This window comes from Thermococcus chitonophagus (assembly GCF_002214605.1).
GTDB classification, from domain to species: Archaea; Methanobacteriota_B; Thermococci; order Thermococcales; family Thermococcaceae; genus Pyrococcus; species Pyrococcus chitonophagus.
The window spans coordinates 326,927-342,698 of record NZ_CP015193.1; the positions used below are offsets into that span (position 1 = coordinate 326,927).

19 protein-coding genes are annotated in these 15,772 nt (G+C 44.8%); 12 read left to right on the plus strand and 7 right to left on the minus strand.

Annotated elements, in window-relative coordinates; genetic code table 11:
* Positions 1–14 precede the first annotated feature (14 nt).
* Positions 15–605 (plus strand): indolepyruvate oxidoreductase subunit beta, encoded by a 591-nt coding sequence (locus A3L04_RS01830; RefSeq protein ID WP_068576185.1) that lies wholly within the window; start codon positions 15–17, stop codon positions 603–605.
* Here A3L04_RS01830 and A3L04_RS01835 read toward each other — a convergent pair.
* A complete protein-coding gene (locus A3L04_RS01835; protein WP_068579436.1) occupies positions 586–1,743 on the minus strand; it encodes an MFS transporter in 1,158 nt (385 codons plus the stop codon). The two genes, A3L04_RS01830 and A3L04_RS01835, sit on opposite strands and share 20 nt — an antisense overlap.
* Before the next feature lie 87 nt (positions 1,744–1,830).
* Here A3L04_RS01835 and A3L04_RS01840 point away from each other — a divergent pair, with 87 nt between their 5' ends.
* Genes A3L04_RS01840 through A3L04_RS01855 form a run of 4 tightly spaced genes read left to right on the plus strand, consistent with a single transcriptional unit; the run spans position 1,831 to position 5,442 of the window.
* Positions 1,831–2,745, plus strand: a complete 915-nt coding sequence (locus A3L04_RS01840) for a phosphate signaling complex PhoU family protein (RefSeq protein WP_068576187.1) — start codon at positions 1,831–1,833, stop codon at positions 2,743–2,745.
* A 51-nt stretch (positions 2,746–2,796) separates the two neighbouring features.
* Complete coding sequence (locus tag A3L04_RS01845; RefSeq protein ID WP_068576189.1) at positions 2,797–3,714, plus strand: isoaspartyl peptidase/L-asparaginase family protein; 918 nt, start codon at positions 2,797–2,799, stop codon at positions 3,712–3,714.
* Complete coding sequence (locus A3L04_RS01850; RefSeq protein WP_068576191.1) at positions 3,714–4,883, plus strand: MFS transporter; 1,170 nt, start codon at positions 3,714–3,716, stop codon at positions 4,881–4,883. The genes A3L04_RS01845 and A3L04_RS01850 overlap by 1 nt, the downstream gene beginning before the upstream one ends.
* Positions 4,873–5,442: a hypothetical protein gene (locus A3L04_RS01855; RefSeq protein ID WP_068576193.1), complete on the plus strand. Its 570-nt coding sequence runs from the start codon at positions 4,873–4,875 to the stop codon at positions 5,440–5,442. Before A3L04_RS01850 ends, A3L04_RS01855 begins: the two co-directional genes overlap by 11 nt.
* Here A3L04_RS01855 and A3L04_RS01860 read toward each other — a convergent pair.
* The 3 genes from A3L04_RS01860 to A3L04_RS01870 are packed head-to-tail and all read right to left on the minus strand — an operon-like array spanning position 5,434 to position 7,469.
* On the minus strand, positions 5,434–6,021 hold the full coding sequence (locus tag A3L04_RS01860; protein WP_068576195.1) for a potassium channel family protein: 588 nt from the start codon (positions 6,019–6,021) through the stop codon (positions 5,434–5,436). The genes A3L04_RS01855 and A3L04_RS01860 overlap by 9 nt on opposite strands.
* A complete protein-coding gene (locus A3L04_RS01865; RefSeq protein ID WP_068576197.1) occupies positions 5,999–6,625 on the minus strand; it encodes a potassium channel family protein in 627 nt (208 codons plus the stop codon). The genes A3L04_RS01860 and A3L04_RS01865 overlap by 23 nt, the downstream gene beginning before the upstream one ends.
* 52 nt (positions 6,626–6,677) lie before the next feature.
* The gene (locus A3L04_RS01870) at positions 6,678–7,469 is read right to left on the minus strand and encodes an SDR family oxidoreductase (protein ID WP_068576199.1); all 792 of its coding nucleotides are present in this window, start codon (positions 7,467–7,469) and stop codon (positions 6,678–6,680) included.
* A 61-nt stretch (positions 7,470–7,530) separates the two neighbouring features.
* Between A3L04_RS01870 and A3L04_RS01875 the strand changes: the two genes are divergently transcribed.
* Positions 7,531–8,214 carry a hypothetical protein gene (locus A3L04_RS01875; protein ID WP_068576201.1) on the plus strand — a complete coding sequence of 228 codons (684 nt, stop codon included), beginning with the start codon at positions 7,531–7,533 and terminating at the stop codon, positions 8,212–8,214.
* Positions 8,138–8,938: a hypothetical protein gene (locus tag A3L04_RS01880; protein ID WP_068576203.1), complete on the plus strand. Its 801-nt coding sequence runs from the start codon at positions 8,138–8,140 to the stop codon at positions 8,936–8,938. Before A3L04_RS01875 ends, A3L04_RS01880 begins: the two co-directional genes overlap by 77 nt.
* Here the strand turns inward: A3L04_RS01880 and A3L04_RS01885 are convergent.
* Both A3L04_RS01885 and purC read right to left on the minus strand, forming a co-directional pair.
* On the minus strand, positions 8,935–9,591 hold the full coding sequence (locus tag A3L04_RS01885) for a TIGR00266 family protein (protein ID WP_068576207.1): 657 nt from the start codon (positions 9,589–9,591) through the stop codon (positions 8,935–8,937). The two genes, A3L04_RS01880 and A3L04_RS01885, sit on opposite strands and share 4 nt — an antisense overlap.
* 42 nt (positions 9,592–9,633) lie before the next feature.
* The gene (purC, locus tag A3L04_RS01890) at positions 9,634–10,341 is read right to left on the minus strand and encodes a phosphoribosylaminoimidazolesuccinocarboxamide synthase (protein ID WP_068576209.1); all 708 of its coding nucleotides are present in this window, start codon (positions 10,339–10,341) and stop codon (positions 9,634–9,636) included.
* 84 nt (positions 10,342–10,425) lie between these two features.
* Here purC and purF point away from each other — a divergent pair, with 84 nt between their 5' ends.
* The 4 genes from purF to A3L04_RS01905 all read left to right on the plus strand — a co-directional run bounded on the left by purF (position 10,426) and on the right by A3L04_RS01905 (position 13,150).
* Positions 10,426–11,754, plus strand: a complete 1,329-nt coding sequence (gene purF / locus A3L04_RS01895) for an amidophosphoribosyltransferase (protein WP_068576211.1) — start codon at positions 10,426–10,428, stop codon at positions 11,752–11,754.
* Between the two features lie 170 nt (positions 11,755–11,924).
* The gene (locus A3L04_RS11195) at positions 11,925–12,203 is read left to right on the plus strand and encodes a hypothetical protein (protein WP_231963836.1); all 279 of its coding nucleotides are present in this window, start codon (positions 11,925–11,927) and stop codon (positions 12,201–12,203) included.
* A 140-nt stretch (positions 12,204–12,343) separates the two neighbouring features.
* On the plus strand, positions 12,344–12,520 hold the full coding sequence (locus A3L04_RS11200) for a hypothetical protein (RefSeq protein WP_231963838.1): 177 nt from the start codon (positions 12,344–12,346) through the stop codon (positions 12,518–12,520).
* Positions 12,521–12,784: 264 nt separating this feature from the next.
* Complete coding sequence (locus tag A3L04_RS01905; protein WP_068576213.1) at positions 12,785–13,150, plus strand: hypothetical protein; 366 nt, start codon at positions 12,785–12,787, stop codon at positions 13,148–13,150.
* On the opposite strand, the gene asnS is transcribed toward A3L04_RS01905, so the two are convergent.
* Positions 13,134–14,438, minus strand: coding sequence for an asparagine--tRNA ligase (gene asnS / locus A3L04_RS01910; RefSeq protein WP_068576215.1), 1,305 nt, complete (start codon positions 14,436–14,438; stop codon positions 13,134–13,136). The two genes, A3L04_RS01905 and asnS, sit on opposite strands and share 17 nt — an antisense overlap.
* Positions 14,439–14,756: 318 nt before the next feature.
* On the opposite strand from asnS, the gene A3L04_RS01915 reads away from it, so the two are divergent.
* Complete coding sequence (locus tag A3L04_RS01915) at positions 14,757–15,758, plus strand: hypothetical protein (protein ID WP_068576217.1); 1,002 nt, start codon at positions 14,757–14,759, stop codon at positions 15,756–15,758.
* Positions 15,759–15,772: the final 14 nt, after the last annotated feature.

Genomic DNA, 15,772 nt, shown 5'->3' on the forward strand with positions numbered 1-15,772 from the left:
TTTTGGTGAGTGAAATGGAGTTCAACTTGATTATAGCTGGGGTTGGCGGTCAAGGAGGTTTGACGCTCTCGAGGATAATAGGGAACGCGGCGATGGTCGAGGGCTACAGGGTTAGAATTGGTGAAACTTTGGGAATGAGTCAGCGTTATGGTAGCGTCCTCAGCTATTTAAGATTTGGCGAGAATGTTTACTCTCCCCTGATAGAGGAGGGAAAGGCCAACTTGATGCTTGCCCTTGAGCCTGTGGAGGCTCTAAGAAACGCAAGGTTCCTGGGTAGAGATAGTTATGCTATAATAAATGCCTACCCAATCCACACGGCAACTACCTTAGTCGGGAAAGAGAAGTATCCTGAGCTCGACGAAATTAAGAGTGCAATCGCGAAGATATGCAAGGTTGACATGATGAACTTTCAGGCCGAGGCAGATAAGATAAACCCCAGGACCCTCGGGGTAGTCATGCTTGGCTATGCCTATGGTAAGGGCTTATTGCCTTTAAAGAAGGAGAGCTTGATTGAGGGCATAAAACTTACGCTGAGGGAGAAGCTCTGGGAGATAAACTTCAAGGCTTTGGAAAGGGGAATTGAGCTCAGTCGTTATGCCGAATGAAGAACGCGTAGAACATGGCCGTTGCAAGGATGTACAGAATTGCTGTTGCATAGAAGGGGTAGGCTAAGGACACAGCAAACAGGACACCACCGGTATAGTTGCCTAAGGCCCTCATAAACGTTGAAAATGCTCTCCTTATTCCTGCTGCTGTTGCTTTTTCTTCCGTTGAGAAGAATCCCATCATGAATGAGTCGTTTACCGGCCACACTATATTCATCAATATTGAGCGAATCACGTAAACGATCGCTGCCAGAAGGAAAGTTGGTAGGGAGGGGAAGATAAGGAAGAGGAATGCCGCGCTCCACTGGAAGTATGTAATGACCTTAACGGGGCCTATTCTATTGACGAGCTTTGGAAGGAGGAATGAGCCAAGTCCCATGACGAGTTGCTGGCCAAAGAACACCCAGCTTATGTCTCTAATGTTCCTTCCAAAGCGCATGTTGAAGTAGATGCTCATGAAAGGTATCGTTATCCCTGCCCCAAGACCTATTATGGCGCTTGGCAGGGAGAATTTGAGGATCTTAACTATCAAATCTCTTCTCCACTTAATCTTCTGCTCTCTTACGGGAACGTCCTTTATTATGGCCAACGCGGGAAGGACAATTGCAAACTGAATAAGGGCTAGAGATAATATGACCCTGTATGCAATTTCTTTGGGCATGCCGTTGCTCATGAGGTATCCCGGCAAATATCCCGCAACAAGAACCCCAAGGGCATTTGCAAGGGTTCCGAGGCCGAAGGAGTACGAGAATAACTTGTGTCTCTCTTCTTCACTTGAAACTTTCTCACTTAAAAGGGCTGAATAATTTGGATCCCTCAGCCCCATATTTATGCCTACTAAAAAGAATCCCGCGATGAGCGTTAGGAAGTTGAATGCTAGAATTTGAAGTACTCTCCCAAGTGCCCCCAGGATAGCTGCCACTATCAATGTTTTCTTGTATCCGATCCTTAATGATATCTGACCTGCAAGGAGAAAGAAAAGTCCCCCCGTTAGGGTTTGAATTGAGAAGAGGATACCCATTTTATCCATTCCGTAGCCTAATGCTTTGAGGTAGAAGGGCATTATGAACCAGGAAAACTGGAGGAAGAGCTGGCCTACGGCGGTTGCAATGACCAGCACTGGGACGTCCTTCTCCATGTTTGTAACGAATGTCATAGCGTTTATAAGATTATCGAAGTGAACTATTTATTGATTATGGTATCTAAATATACTATGGTGAAATCTATGGAGTTTAGAAAAATACAGTTCACTGGCAGGAGTTCGTATATAGTCTCCCTCCCGAAGTCGTGGGTTAAAGAGCATGGACTAAAGCAGGGAGACATTGTTTCTCTTACAGTGAATCCCGATGGCAGTATAACGATTTTTCCGGGGAAACCAAAAGATCATGGACTTAAGAAGACCCTTAAAATATGCAAGAAGTTCTCCCCTGATATGGCTGTTAGGCTTGTCATATCAGCATATATTCAGGGGTATGATACTATAGAGATTATCCTCAGAGATGAAATGCCTCTATATAAAGTCGCAGTTAGGAAGACATTGCAGAGCCTTCCTGGGGTTGAGATAATACTTGATGAGCCTCAGAAGATAGTTGCTAAAAGCTTACTGGATGAAGATGAGATAAACCTTGCCGAATTACTTGGTAGAATGGAGTCAATAGTTAAGTCGATGTTTGGTGATCTTGAGCTAATAATCCAAGATCCAAAGAATAAGGAGTTGCTAAGGGACATAAATGATCTGGAGAACGAGCTTGACAGGTTCTACTTCCTTATAATTAGGGCCGTAAACAGGTTATTATCTAAGAGGGGGGTCAGCGAGGAAAGTGGTATAATAAGGAGGACGTTTGATTTGATAGGTGTTCTCTTGATAGCGAGGAACATTGAGAGGATAGGTGATCACATAATAAGGATAGCCGAAAATCCAAGCGATATTAACGTTCCTTATCTCATAGAGAAATTTACCGAAATGTTGTCTCAAGTGGAAACAAGAGATTTGGAGAAAGTTGACAAATTAATGCTCGAGCTTAGTGAAGAGGCTAAGAAAATAGATTACAGGGCTTCTATAGCAATGGATAGCTACAGAAGGATTCTTGAGTACCTGGAGAACATAGGTGAAACGATAATCAATATGGCAATAAGTTAGCGTTTCCATAATTCTTTTAACCTTTCGATATTGTTAAATGTAGGGATAAAGATGGTCGCGATAATCGTTCATGGGGGAGCTGGTACTATAAGAAAGGAAGGCAGAATACCTAAAGTCATTGAAGGAGTCAAGAAGGCCGTTTTAGCCGGATGGAGGGAATTAAAGAAGGGTTCTGCCTTAGATGCGGTTGAGGAGGCCGTGAAGGTTCTCGAAGATAACCCCCTCTTTAACGCAGGAACGGGCAGTGTTCTTACCATAGATGGAAAAGTGGAAATGGATGCTGCCATAATGCGAGGTAAGACGCTTGAGGCTGGTGCAGTTGCTGGCATATGGGGGGTTAAGAATCCAATAAGCGTGGCGAGGAAGGTTATGGAGAAAACCGATCACGTTCTCTTAATTGGTGAGGGTGCCGTTAAGTTCGCGAGGCTAATGGGTTTTCCAGAGTATGATCCGATAACCGAGGAGAGAAAGAAGCAGTGGGCTGAGCTTAAAGAAAAGCTCTTAAAAGGTGAGGTTAGGCACTGGAAGAAACTTGGAGAGCTTATACGGGAATATCCTGAGGTGTTAAGGAGCACAGTTGGGGCTGTAGCTTTCGACGGCGAGGAGGTTGTGGCGGGAACTTCTACTGGAGGAGTATTCCTGAAGATGTTTGGAAGGGTTGGAGACACGCCAATAATTGGCGCTGGAACTTATGCAAATGAAGTTGCCGGGGCCTCGTGCACTGGACTTGGAGAGGTTGCGATAAGACTAGTCCTAGCCAAGACTGCTACTGATTTTGTTCGTTTAGGAATGGACGCTCAGACTGCAAGTGATGCCGCGATAAGCCTTGCGACCAAGTACTTCGGCAAGGATACGATGGGGATAATAATGGTGGACTCCCAGGGAAATGTAGGTTTTGCCAAGAACACTAAGCATATGAGCTACGCCTACATGAAGGAGGGCATGGAAGAGCCGGAGGCTGGTGTTTAGTGGGAAGTTTTAAGTATCTATGGTTCCTTAACTTCTCAACGTTCTTCTTTTTCCTGGGAATAAGCCTCCTTAATCCCCTGATTTCCCCTTATGCGATAACCTTGGGAGCTCAGCCCTTCCTCGTTGGGTTAGTTGCGGGAGTTGCAAGCGGTGTCTCCCTTGTGTCTAAGCTGTTTGGTGGCTACGTGGGGGATAAGGGATACAGGTTTCATGCGATGTTCCTTGGCAATGTCCTGGGTATAGTAGCTGGTTTTTTGTACATATTCTCGGGTCTTTCTGGAAGTATAACGGTCTTTGCAGTGGGGAGAGCAATTCATGGTTTTGCTATGGGTATTTTCTTCCCTTCATCTCTCTCCTCTGCTGTAGATCTGGCACCTAGGGGCAGGGTTGGTGAAGCTCTTGGTTGGAGGGGTATGATGTTTTCCCTGGGGAACATTGTGGGACCTGCAATTGGAGGCTTCGTATCGGATAAGTTTGGCTTTACATTTGCTTTCGCTTTAACGATCTCGTTTTCTATACTTGGCGCGCTTTTCGTGCTCTTTGTGTGGAGAGAGATCGGGGAGATCCATATAGATAAGCATGAAGAGAATGTGGGCTATAGAAAGCTCTTAAGGCCCTTCTTTGTTTCAGCTTCCCTTGCACTCTTTTTCATATCGATGGCTTACTCAGGCGTAGTTACCTTTTTACCAGCTCTGTACAAAGTTTCGGGGTTGGGTCAGAGTGTTTTTGGCTTCTATATGATGTTGATGGGCTTTTCATCGTTTCTTACAAGAATAGTTGGCGGCAAGAGTGCTGATAAGATTGGACCAATTCCCGTTGCGAGGTTTGGAATCTTCATAATCTTCTTGGGGTATCTTTCTCTGCTCAAGTTTAAGTTCCCCCCTTACTCTTATGTTCCTGCGGTTGTGTCTGGGCTTGGTTTTGGGCTTTCTCTTCCAGCCCTCCAGTTCATGGCTTTGGCGAGGCTACCCCAAAAGATAAGGACGATGGGGTCAAGCATATATACGATGTTCTTTGATTTGGGAATGCTCTCGGGCCAGGTTGTACTGGGCTATGTCGCCCAACTTAGGGGATATGAGGGAGTGTTCCCTGTTATAGCTTTCCTTCCGCTAATTTCAATAATTTTGGTAAATGTTCCTCTCTTGTGGAGGGATAAGAATGAAGGTTAGGGTATCTTACGGAACTGCAATTGCTATGGGTCTGATAAAAGCTAAACTCCTTGCGAGGCCGACTACGGCCTATTTAATGACATACTATGAGGGTAAATGCTTGAACGATTGTAAGTTCTGCCCCCAGGCGAGATCAAGCAGAGCAAGTGCCGATAAGCTCTCAAGGGTCACGTGGCCAGCGTTTGATTTGTCCCAAGTCGTTGAGAATATAGCTGAGGTGTACGAGAGAGGAGGTATTGTGTCCCTATTTGCGTTTACACCAATCAAGGGGACTCCACTTGAGAATCACGCATCTCCCCCCGTAAAGAGGTACCGCCGGATTCAGTGGGCTCACTATCTCATAAAGACAGGAAAAGCAACTTTAGAGGATTTTGAGTTCGATGAAGATGGTAACTTAGTGGGATTTCCCAGGGATATAGTTAATCCAATGGCCTTCGTAACCCAGGGATGTCCCTGGTGCAACAGGCCTTACTATAACGAGAGACCTGGCAAAGAGCCTTACAACTTTCCGAGTTCTGAGATGGTTGAGCTTGAAAATATTAAGAGAGAGCTATTCTAGCTCTTCTTCCTCCTCTGACTTCTCATTTGAAAGCTCTCTAAGCTTATCTATCCCCGCTCCAACCGCTATTAAGACGTCTCCCTCTTTTATTGTTTCATCGCTAGAGGGATTGTATATGTATCTGTTCCCTCTCTTGATTGCTATCAGCCTCACTCCAATCTTTGAGGGCAGTTTTAACTGTTTAAGGGTTTGTCCGATTAATATTGAGCCTGCATGAACCTTAACTCTTCCAATCTCTTCCTCAACATCATGCATTATCTTTCTTATTATTGGGTGAGGCTCGACATCTCTCAGTACTATATCTGCAATTTCGTAAGCGGAATCACTTATCTGCTCGTTTATCGTGGCCATTTCTATAACACTTAGCATGCTTTCGGGATCATCCAGGTTTTTTGCTGCCCTTAATGCTAACTTTTTCACTTTTAGCGTTAGCTCATCAATTTTCTCCTCAAGAAGATAAACTTCCTCCGCTATCTCCTCGCTATTGTACATAACGGAGGAAAGCGCTAAGTCCACCATTAGAGAGGAAAGATTCTTCATTTCGATTAAACAGTCCTTAATCTCTTCTAACTCTTTCATTTCCTATCACCCTGATTACCCCTCTTGCAATTTCCTTCAGTTGATCTATTGATGTCCTAGTTCCTCTACCTATGAGTATATCTCCTGCTCTTATCTTAAACTCCTTATCAGGTCCAAATATCCATCTCTTTCCTCTCCTGACAGCTATAATCCAAACTCCTGTGTTGCTGGCAAGTTCAAGTTCTCCTAGTGTTCTTCCAACTAGTATAGAGTCTGGGGAGACAACTATTCTCCCAATTACTTCTTCTCCCTCCAAAATAGTTTCCTTTATTATTGGGTGTAGCTCAACTCCCTCAAGAACCATCTTTGCTAAGTCACCTGCAGCATTTGATATGTCCTCTATTGCATTTGCCATCTGGAGTATGGTAGTTGCTTGTTCTGCCTCTTTAACATTCCTCGCTGCAAGAACTGTATGGGTCATTAGCTGATAGTTCAGTAAATCCATTCTTTCTTCGAGTTCTAGAACTTCTTCTGCTATCTCTTTGTCTCCAAAGAGTATTGAGGCATATGCAAGGTCAATCATGAGCTCGACAGTGTTCTTCATTTCTATGAATATCTCTTTTACACTCTTAGGTTCGTACCTAAACTCTTCGATATCTTCCATCTTTCCTTAACCCCTCCAGGCTATGTAAAGTTAAAAATAATTAAAAGTTAACTCAGAATACCGAGTTTAACCTCCCACCGTCGACAGGTATCATTGCACCGTTTATATAGGATCCAAGATCACTCGCTAGGAACGCTACGAGATAACCTATCTCCTCCGGCTTTCCTAGCCTTCCAAGTGGAATTGGGCTTGCATAGTCTTTTAGGGCTTCCTCGAGAGTTTTACCCTCTCTCTCAGCTTTGTCCTTTGCGAGCTGTATCACTCTGTCTGTTTCTATTATCCCAGGCATTATCCCATTAACGGTTATTCCTTTAGGCCCAAGCTCCTTTGCCAGCGTCCTCACGAGACCTGCTAGTGAAATCCTAACCACATTACTCAGTGCGATGTTTGGAATTGGCTCCTTAATTGCAACGCTCGTTAGGTAGATTATTCTGCCGAACTTCTTTCTTTCCATTCCTGGGACGAGCTCTTTTGTCATGTAAACCGCTGGATATAGGAGAAGATCAACGGCATTCTCCCAGTCTTCCATAGTCATCTCCATGAAGTACCCCGGCTTTGGCCCTCCAGTAGAATAGAAGAAGATATCTGGATCGCCAATGTCCTTGACCTCTCTAACTGCTCTTGCGAGATCCTCCCTCTTGGTTAAATCGGCTACTATGTATGAAACGTTAACGTTTGCGACCTCCTTAATTTTTTCTTTGGCCTTCTCTAAGTTATCCTTATTTCTCGAGAGAAGTATCACGTCAGCCCCCGCAATTGCCAGAACTTTTGCCACTCCAAACCCTATCCCCTTGCTTGATGCCGTTGTAAATGCAAGCCTTCCACTGAGATCTATCTTTATCATCCTAGACCACCATTCCAAGTTGCGCGGTAATGTTTAATATCACCTTCGCTAATGTAGGTTGATGGTAATCAAGGAACTTGAGATTGAGGCCAAAAAGTTCGAAGAGAGGGCAAAAGTTTTGGAGGATGTGCTGGAGAGGCAGGCATCTTCCCTTTCCTCGAAGTATGGATCTAGACTTAGCAGGAACAGGGAGGGTTACATTTACATCCTTTTCATAGTCATGCTTCTCCTGGAGATTCTTGTGTTGGCATTCTTCAGAGCTCGCTTCAAGGTACTCGGTATAAACATTGAGAGTATCATGTACCTTCTCTTGGCGTTCTTGGCCCTCCTGATACTCATGCTCTTCTTTGGGAGGAGAAAGGGAGAGGAGGGAACTGGAGATATTAGAGAGAAAATCGATGAATATAGGAAAGTCAGTAAGTTCTACTCCAGACTCAAAGAAGCCATAGAGAAAGGAAGTAGGGAGGATATAACTAAGCTTGCGGATGAAGTTCTTAAGGATCCCCTGTTATCTAAGGCATTGGAAAACTCTGGCGTTGGCGATCCTAAGGTTATAGCGTACTCCCTCTATCTCTATGCTAACAGGGATAAGGTTGATAACTCTGAAGTGGAGGAAGTTAAGAGAATGCTTGGATATCCCTTGAGAAAGTTGTTTGAAGGTGAAGCTGATGAGAGTCGAAGTTCCATCGAGAGAGTACATGAACGAGCTTTCGAGGGTTTTGAGCAAGGCAGGGATAATGAATAAGACGAAGGAGGAGTTAGGTTGGGAGATATCTCATGTGGTTAGTATAAAAAAGAAATTCTCCGAATTTGGTGGAATAAGCGTTGAGGAGGTTAGAACTAGACTTGAAGAAATTGAAAGTGTATTTAATTCGCTCATGGAGAAACTTAAGGAGCGTGAACTTTCATTTGAAGAGCTGATAGATGATCCAACTGTTGTGGAGGTTCTTGAGGCGCTTGAGAAAGCTGGGGCAATAGAAATTACTGGGGATGAAAAGATAAAGCTGGTGAAGGAAGTCCCTTTGGAAGAACTTGAAATTGAAGTTGATTTGCCGATAGAGGAAGTCTGGGACAAAATAGAGGAGCTCGAAGAGGCTGGAGGTAAATTAGTTACAGAAGTAAAGCTCGTAAAGCGGTACTATGTAGAGATAATGGAAGTCGAGCTTGAGGCAATTCAAAAAGCTTTGGAGATAGCAGAGGAGTACACCGATGAGGAGTCTCTCCTTGAGTCCACCATTTCGGGGGTCGCCAAGAGTGCACTGGCTCAGGTAATACTTGCCCTTGTGAAGGAAATAAGGAGAAAGGATGAACTTTTGGATGTTCTCCTGTCTATGGAGCCAATCAACTTTGAGGGGGACAAGGCAACAATGAGGATATACTTCGACGAAGATGCCATTGAAGACTTACTCAAGGAGTTGCAGACATTGGGTTATCTAAAAGTAAAGGGGAACAGGATATGGTTCTACTAAGATTTCGGAAGATATGGCAGTATCCAGCTTAAGAATCCATCTAAGCTCCTAGTCTGTATGTAAACATCCCCAGTACCTCTGAACTCAAACACTAGACCTTCACCGCTAAAGAGGGTGCTTTTAAGCCCTCCAACTCTTTTTATCGTGAAGTCTATTCCTTCTGTAAATGCCACCATGTGTCCTGTGTCTACGATAAGGCTTTCTCCATTGAGCGAGATCTTTTGAATTGCTCCATAGCTTGATAGGAACACCATCCCTCTACCCCTCATCTCCAAGAGAAATACTCCTTCCCTTCCGATGAAGGTTGTGGCTCCACCAAACTTAACATCTATATCTATGTTTTCTGAAGCAGCTATGAATGCTCCGCTCTGTGCGTACAGCTTTCCATCTATCTCGAGCCCTATTATATCCCCAGGATACCCCGGGGCAAATCCAACTTTTCCTGGGCCCCTGAAAACGTTAACGAAGAAGCTCTCTCCACCAAGGATTGACCTTTTAAGTGCTCCGAATATTCCTCCCCTTGCTTTGGTCTCTAAAGAAACCGTTGGATCCATATAAACCATTGCTCCAGCTTCAGCTTGGACAGCCTCTCCAGGGCCGAGTTGAATCTCTAAAAGGGAGAAACTTGGCCTGTGTTCTATCTTGTACTCCATGGTATCACCGAAATTAATTGGGAAAGGAGGTAATAAACTTTCTCAGAAAGTTGGTGCTTCCTCGCCTGTGAGCCTCTTATAGAGTTCCCTGTACGCCTCGATTAGGTCTCCCTTATCGAACCTGAATACGTCTTTGTCTAAGCTCTTCTTAGTTTCGGCATCCCAGAACCTGCACGTGTCTGGGCTTATCTCGTCGGCCAGTACTATTTCACCTTTCTTGTTCTTTCCGAACTCGAGCTTGAAGTCCACGAGTATTATTCCTCTCTCAGCGAAGTACCTTTTCAATATTTCATTAACCTTAAGGGCTATTCTTTCCATCTCTTTAATCTCTTCCTCGCTGACGCCTAGAATCTTTGCGTGGTAGTAATTTATCATTGGATCATGGAGCTCATCGCTCTTATAATACAGCTCGACGATAGGTTCTGGCAACTCGTAACCTTCTGGCAGGGGGAGCCTTTTCTTTAAGCTTCCTGCGACAACGTTTCTCACTACAACTTCGATTGGGTACATCTTGAGCCTCTCAACTATCAGCCTGTTATCTCCAGCAACACCTATGAAATGGGTCTTTATACCGTGCTCCTCAAGGAGTTTAAATAATCTCGCGGAAATTTGGGCATTCAGCCATCCCTTTCCCTTGAATTTGGCTTTTTTAACTCCATCAAATGCCGTTGCATCATCCTTAAACTCCATGATGAATTTGTCCTCGTCAATTGGTATCATTTTCTTTGCCTTTCCCTCGTATATGTCCATAATTTTCACCATGTTTATGTAAAAATCATAATCCTTTTAAGAGTTTTTAAACATATAGTTGGCAAAACAGGGAGAGGTGAAATAATGAGAGAAAAGTGCGGGATATTTGGGGCGTTAACCCAGGAAGCCCCTAAAAAGGCATATTTCGCTCTCATCGCACTTCAGCATAGGGGTCAGGAGGGGGCGGGGATCAGCTTTTGGAATGGTGGGATTAAGACCGTTAAGGGCCACGGGTTAGTTTCTGAAGTCTTCAAAGAGAACTCCCTAAATGGTGCTAAGTCCAGGCTTGCAATAGGTCATGTGAGGTACTCAACATCCGGATCGCTGAGCGAGGTTCAGCCCCTTGAGGTTGAGTGTTGCGGTTATAGACTTGCAATAGTTCATAACGGCACCCTGACTAATTTCCTCCCCGTGAGGAGAAGGTATGAGGAGGAGGGCTTTAGGTTTAGATCTTCCGTTGATACCGAGCTCATTGGTGTCTCTTTTCTGAGGCACTACAGCGAGCTTAAGGATGAGTTCGAAGCAATGAGAAAGGTTTTCAACGAAGTTAGAGGGGCTTACTCAATCGTCATGCTCTTTAATGGGAAGCTAATAGTTGCGAGAGATCCAGTTGGTTTTAGGCCTTTAAGCTATGGCATTGGTGATGGCCATTATTTTGCCTCTGAGGACTCTGCCCTTAAGATGTTCGGGCTTGAAACAAGAGACGTTGAGCCTGGGGAAGTTTTTGTTGTTGAAGAGGGTGACGCTTATAGCAAAGTTATTGCAAAGGCTGAGAGAAGGCACTGTGTCTTTGAGTACATATACTTTGCAAGGCCCGACAGCATTATTGACGGGATAAGCGTTTACTGTGCCCGCTACAGGATGGGCGTTGAGCTCGCCAGGGAGAGCCCTGCTGACGGTGACGTCGTTATTGCTGTCCCCGACTCGGGAAGAACCGCCGCATTAGGGTTCGCCCATGAGAGCGGAATTCCATACATGGAAGGATTGATAAAGAACCGTTACATTGGGAGGACTTTTATAATGCCTGCGGGTAGGGGCTTGAAGGTAAAACTGAAGCTTTCGCCAGTTAAGGAAGTTGTAGATGGGAGGAGGGTAGTGCTTGTTGACGATTCCATAGTTAGGGGCACAACCATGACGAGAATAGTGAAAATGCTAAGGGATGCTGGGGCTAAGGAGGTGCACGTTAGGATAGCCTCTCCGCCAATAAGGTATCCCTGCTACATGGGGATTGACATTCCAACGAGGTATGAGCTTATTGCAGCGTGGAGGAGCATTGATGATATAAAGAGAGAGATAGGGGCTGATTCTTTAGCTTACTTGAGCGTTGAAGGATTAAAGAGGGCTGTTGGTACCGACAAGCTCTGCATGGCATGTTTAACTGGGGAGTATCCAAAATGGGCGTTTGATTTCTAAACGTTTATATCCATGGAATTTAATGTTACATTTTTCTCTCGAAAGTCTCGTCCTTCAGGCCGGGGAGGAAGTCATGACGGGGAATATGAGCTCGAATCCATAAAGGAGTTCATCAAAAAAAGATTAGATTTATTGCGATTTTCGGCATCAGAAGGCCTGGAAAGAGCTCATTGATCAACGTCGCATTAAATGAAACTAAATATTCAAGTGTTAAGATTGATGCTGCCAAGATATATTCTGAGTTTGGTGAAATTCCAAAAGAAGAAGTAGTCAGGGAGATCCTCAGCGAATTGGTTAAATATTCACCTTCCGAAAAAGTTCGAGAGATCTTGAGGAGCATAAAAGGTGTAAAAGTTCTTGGAGTGGAGTTTGAGGTAACCCATGAGGTAAGTCTCTCCGAAATCCTTGAGAGGTTGAACTCTATGGGCAGATTTGGCATAAGCTATTGAAGTGATGAAGCTCAGTACCTTAGGTTCTCAAGAACAGGGTATGATATGCTAATTTCTTGGGCTATAGATGGGCTTGAAAACGTAACCTTCATCCTAACGGGATCTGAGGTGGGATTGCTTGAGGACTTTCTCAGGCTACATTGATCCAGAATCACCCCTTTTGGAAGGCCCTATGCCGAAATCAGGCGGAGAGTTATGATTCCTTAAGGAAGGGATTTGAGGAGTTAAACCTCGAAGTTCCAGAAGAAGAGATAAGAGAGGCCGTTGAGGAGCTTGATGGTATTGTTGGATGGTTAACGCTCTACGGGTACAATTAGGTATCTCGGCTATTTATCAAAGAGGTATGAACTCATAATGAAGATAGTTGCCCAGGGAACTCATAGGTAGAGTGAAATAGAGGAAAAGCTTGAACTAATAAGCGGGAAAATCGATGACAAAAGATTTTCCGACTTGCTCAAGAATTTAGTTCGTTACGGCTATCTCGAAAAGAGAGACGGTGGGTACTTCATTCCCGATCCTCTAGTTGAAGTTGTCTTCAGACGTTGACAATATTTTTAAGGGTAGTTCGTGAATTCTAATTCATGAAAATTGGAAAGACTTTGCAGGTAATTGGGGTCATTGTGGGGGTTTTGTTCTTTGCGCTGGCTTATCTAAAAGTTGGTGGGTGGGTTTATTTTCTAGCTCTGGCTTCAATTGGGCTGATATACTTTGGGACTGTTTTAGACGCCTTTGAGAACTACAGCGGAAACGCTAGAAAGTTCAGGATACTTGAGGTAACGATGATCTTGCTCTGTGCGCTCTCCTTTGCGTTTGTGAGTGACTACACTCACTCAACGGCCCTTGGAATCGCTGTGAGTGCTCCTTTTTTAGTTCTAGCAGGTTACTTCGGAAATAAAGTTAAGGAAAAGAAAACCATTGAGGTCACAATTCTCATGGGTAAATTCTAGCCGGAGTCCTTGGGAAGAGGGTGGCCCACCTTATGTGGTCAAGCTTCAGAACCCACGCAACCAGCCTCTCAACGCCTAAACCAAAGCCGCTGTGCGGCACTGAGCCGTACTTCCTCAGGTCAAGGTACCACTCGTAGTCTTTGGGATCCATTCCTTCCTCTATTATCCTCTGAACGAGCTTATCGTAGTTGTCTTCCCTCTCCGATCCTCCGATTATCTCTCCGTAGCCTTCCGGAGCTAGCATGTCTGCAGCTAACACTTTCCTGGGATCCTGGGGATCTTCCTTCATGTAGAAGGCCTTAATGTGCTTTGGATAGCCGTAAACGAAAAACGGCCTGTCAAACTCCTCCGTAAGAACTCTCTCTTCATCTGCTCCCATGTCATCTCCCCACTCAATATTCACGCCTTTGCTCTGAAGGATCTCTATGGCCTCATCGTAGCTTATCCTCGGGAACGGTGGCTCTGTGTTTTTCAGCGTTGTTAAATCGTCCCTAAACATCTCTATCTCCTTTTTTCTAAGCTCGAGCGTTCTCTGAACCATGTAGCTCACTAGTTCCTCCTCAACTTTCATTATGTCCCAGAGATCCATCCAGGCCCCTTCAAGCTCCAGGTGCCAGAACTCGGTTAGGTGCCTTCTGGTCCTGCTCTTCTCTGCCCTAAAGCTTGGAGTTAGTGACCAGACCTTCTCGAGGCCGAAGATTGCAGCCTCCAAATATAGTTGAGCGGATTGGCTTAGATAGGCGTACTTGTCGAAGTACTTGAGTTTGAACAGGGTTGCTCCTCCTTCTACAGCCCCAGTTACTAGTATTGGTGGGAATACTTCATGCCATCCGTTCTTCAGGAGCCAATCTCTCGCCGCCATAATCAGGGTTTCCTTGACCTTCATTATAGCTGAGACCTTGGGTGTTCTTATGTGGAGGTGCCTATAGTCGAGCAACAACTCGGGACTTGCCTGCTCTGGGTTCTCAGGGATTGGAAACTCACTCACAGCCTGTATTACCTCAAGCTTTTCAACGTGGACTTCTGCCCCTCCTGGGGCCCTCTCGTCGGCTTTAACTATTCCCTCCACTATAACGCTTGACTCTCTCCCGAGCTTCTTGGCCTTTTCGAAAACCTCATCTCCAACTACGTTTTTGGCAATTACAGTCTGAACTATTCCAGTTGAGTCCCTAATCCACAGGAATATCTTCTTGCCTACCCTCATGTTGCTGTATACCCATCCCGCGAGCCTGACCTTTTGGCCGTCGAGTTCTGGTTTTACCTCTTCACAGTATGTCTTCTCGATCATGAGCATCACCTTAACTGGGCCTTCTTCTTGACCCTTCTATATAAGCCCTTCGGTTATTTGTTCAAAATTTTCCAAGAATATTTGTCAAAAAAGCAGGTCAGCGAAGGGCGTGGTCATCATCTTCTCAGCAAAGCAAAAGCTCTTCATCCCCTGTAGGCCCGGCCGGAACCCCCGGTTCACGATTCCCCGGAGAGGGCGGGAGCCGGGCCCATGCTTAGCTTTTACCTTTGGAAATATAAAACTTTGCGAAATCTGTATAAACTTCAAATGCTTAGAAATTTTTAAGGCTCCTCTTCTGGGGCCTTGGAGGTGTTAAGTTTGAAAAAATTTGTTGTATTGTTGGCCCTTGCAGTCGCTGTTCTAACGATCAGCGGCTGTATTGGGGGTAACGTTCCTACCAAAATACCTACGGAATCAGAAGTTCAGGAGACAACGACCCAGGAAGAGAGTACCCAGTCAGAAACCCAGGAAGATTATGGGTCTTGGGCTTCTCCTTGGGATGTTTCCAAGCCCGTAGAACTTGACGGTAAAAAGTACTACATAACTTCCCTGAAGTACGAGTACAGGATTAGGTATCCGGGATCTGGGGAAGTTAAGGAGTACACGGTAATAAAGGAGAGGAAAAAGACGAAAATAGAAGTTTATGGTTCCAACTTCAACTCCGAGAGTGGTGAGATTGAGAAAGTTAGGGTTGGGGAGTATGAGGTCTACGAATACTACACGAAACTCATCCCCAAGAGCGGGGATGTACTTGAGGTTTACGTTTGGACGAACGGTGAGTCCGACGTTATGGACATGTACTTCACTTTCCCCGTTCCGGCCACAATGATATTTGCAGGTCAGAACTTCGTTGCTATAAGACTCGTCAGCGGAGACAAAATTTATGAGATGTACAATCCTGCCGGCGTTGGAAATTACAATTACATGCCTTATGAAAATGGGGATCTTGGCTGGTTTGCCAATTCGGAGGAAGTTGAAAACTTATATGGGAGCTTTTTCGCAGTGTATCAGTTTCCGTTTTGGTCGGCTTTGGAAGAGGAGAACCTTTACACACCTGCTGAAGAGTCGTTCTCTTACATGGGCATATCTTACAACTACAGGATAACTCCCCAGGGTACAGTTGTAGTTGCCGGCCATAAATTCAGGACTTCAAAAGTTGAGTGGACGTACTCCTTTACTGGTCAGGGTAGTGCGAAAGGTTATGCTGTGCTCACTTCATCTCTTCCGATTCCATTGCAGCTTGAGGGAGTATTTGTTCTTCAAGATAAAGCTTGGTATGCCTATATGAAGCTCCTTGATATTGGCCTTAAAGAGGCCTGAATATTTTTAAATTT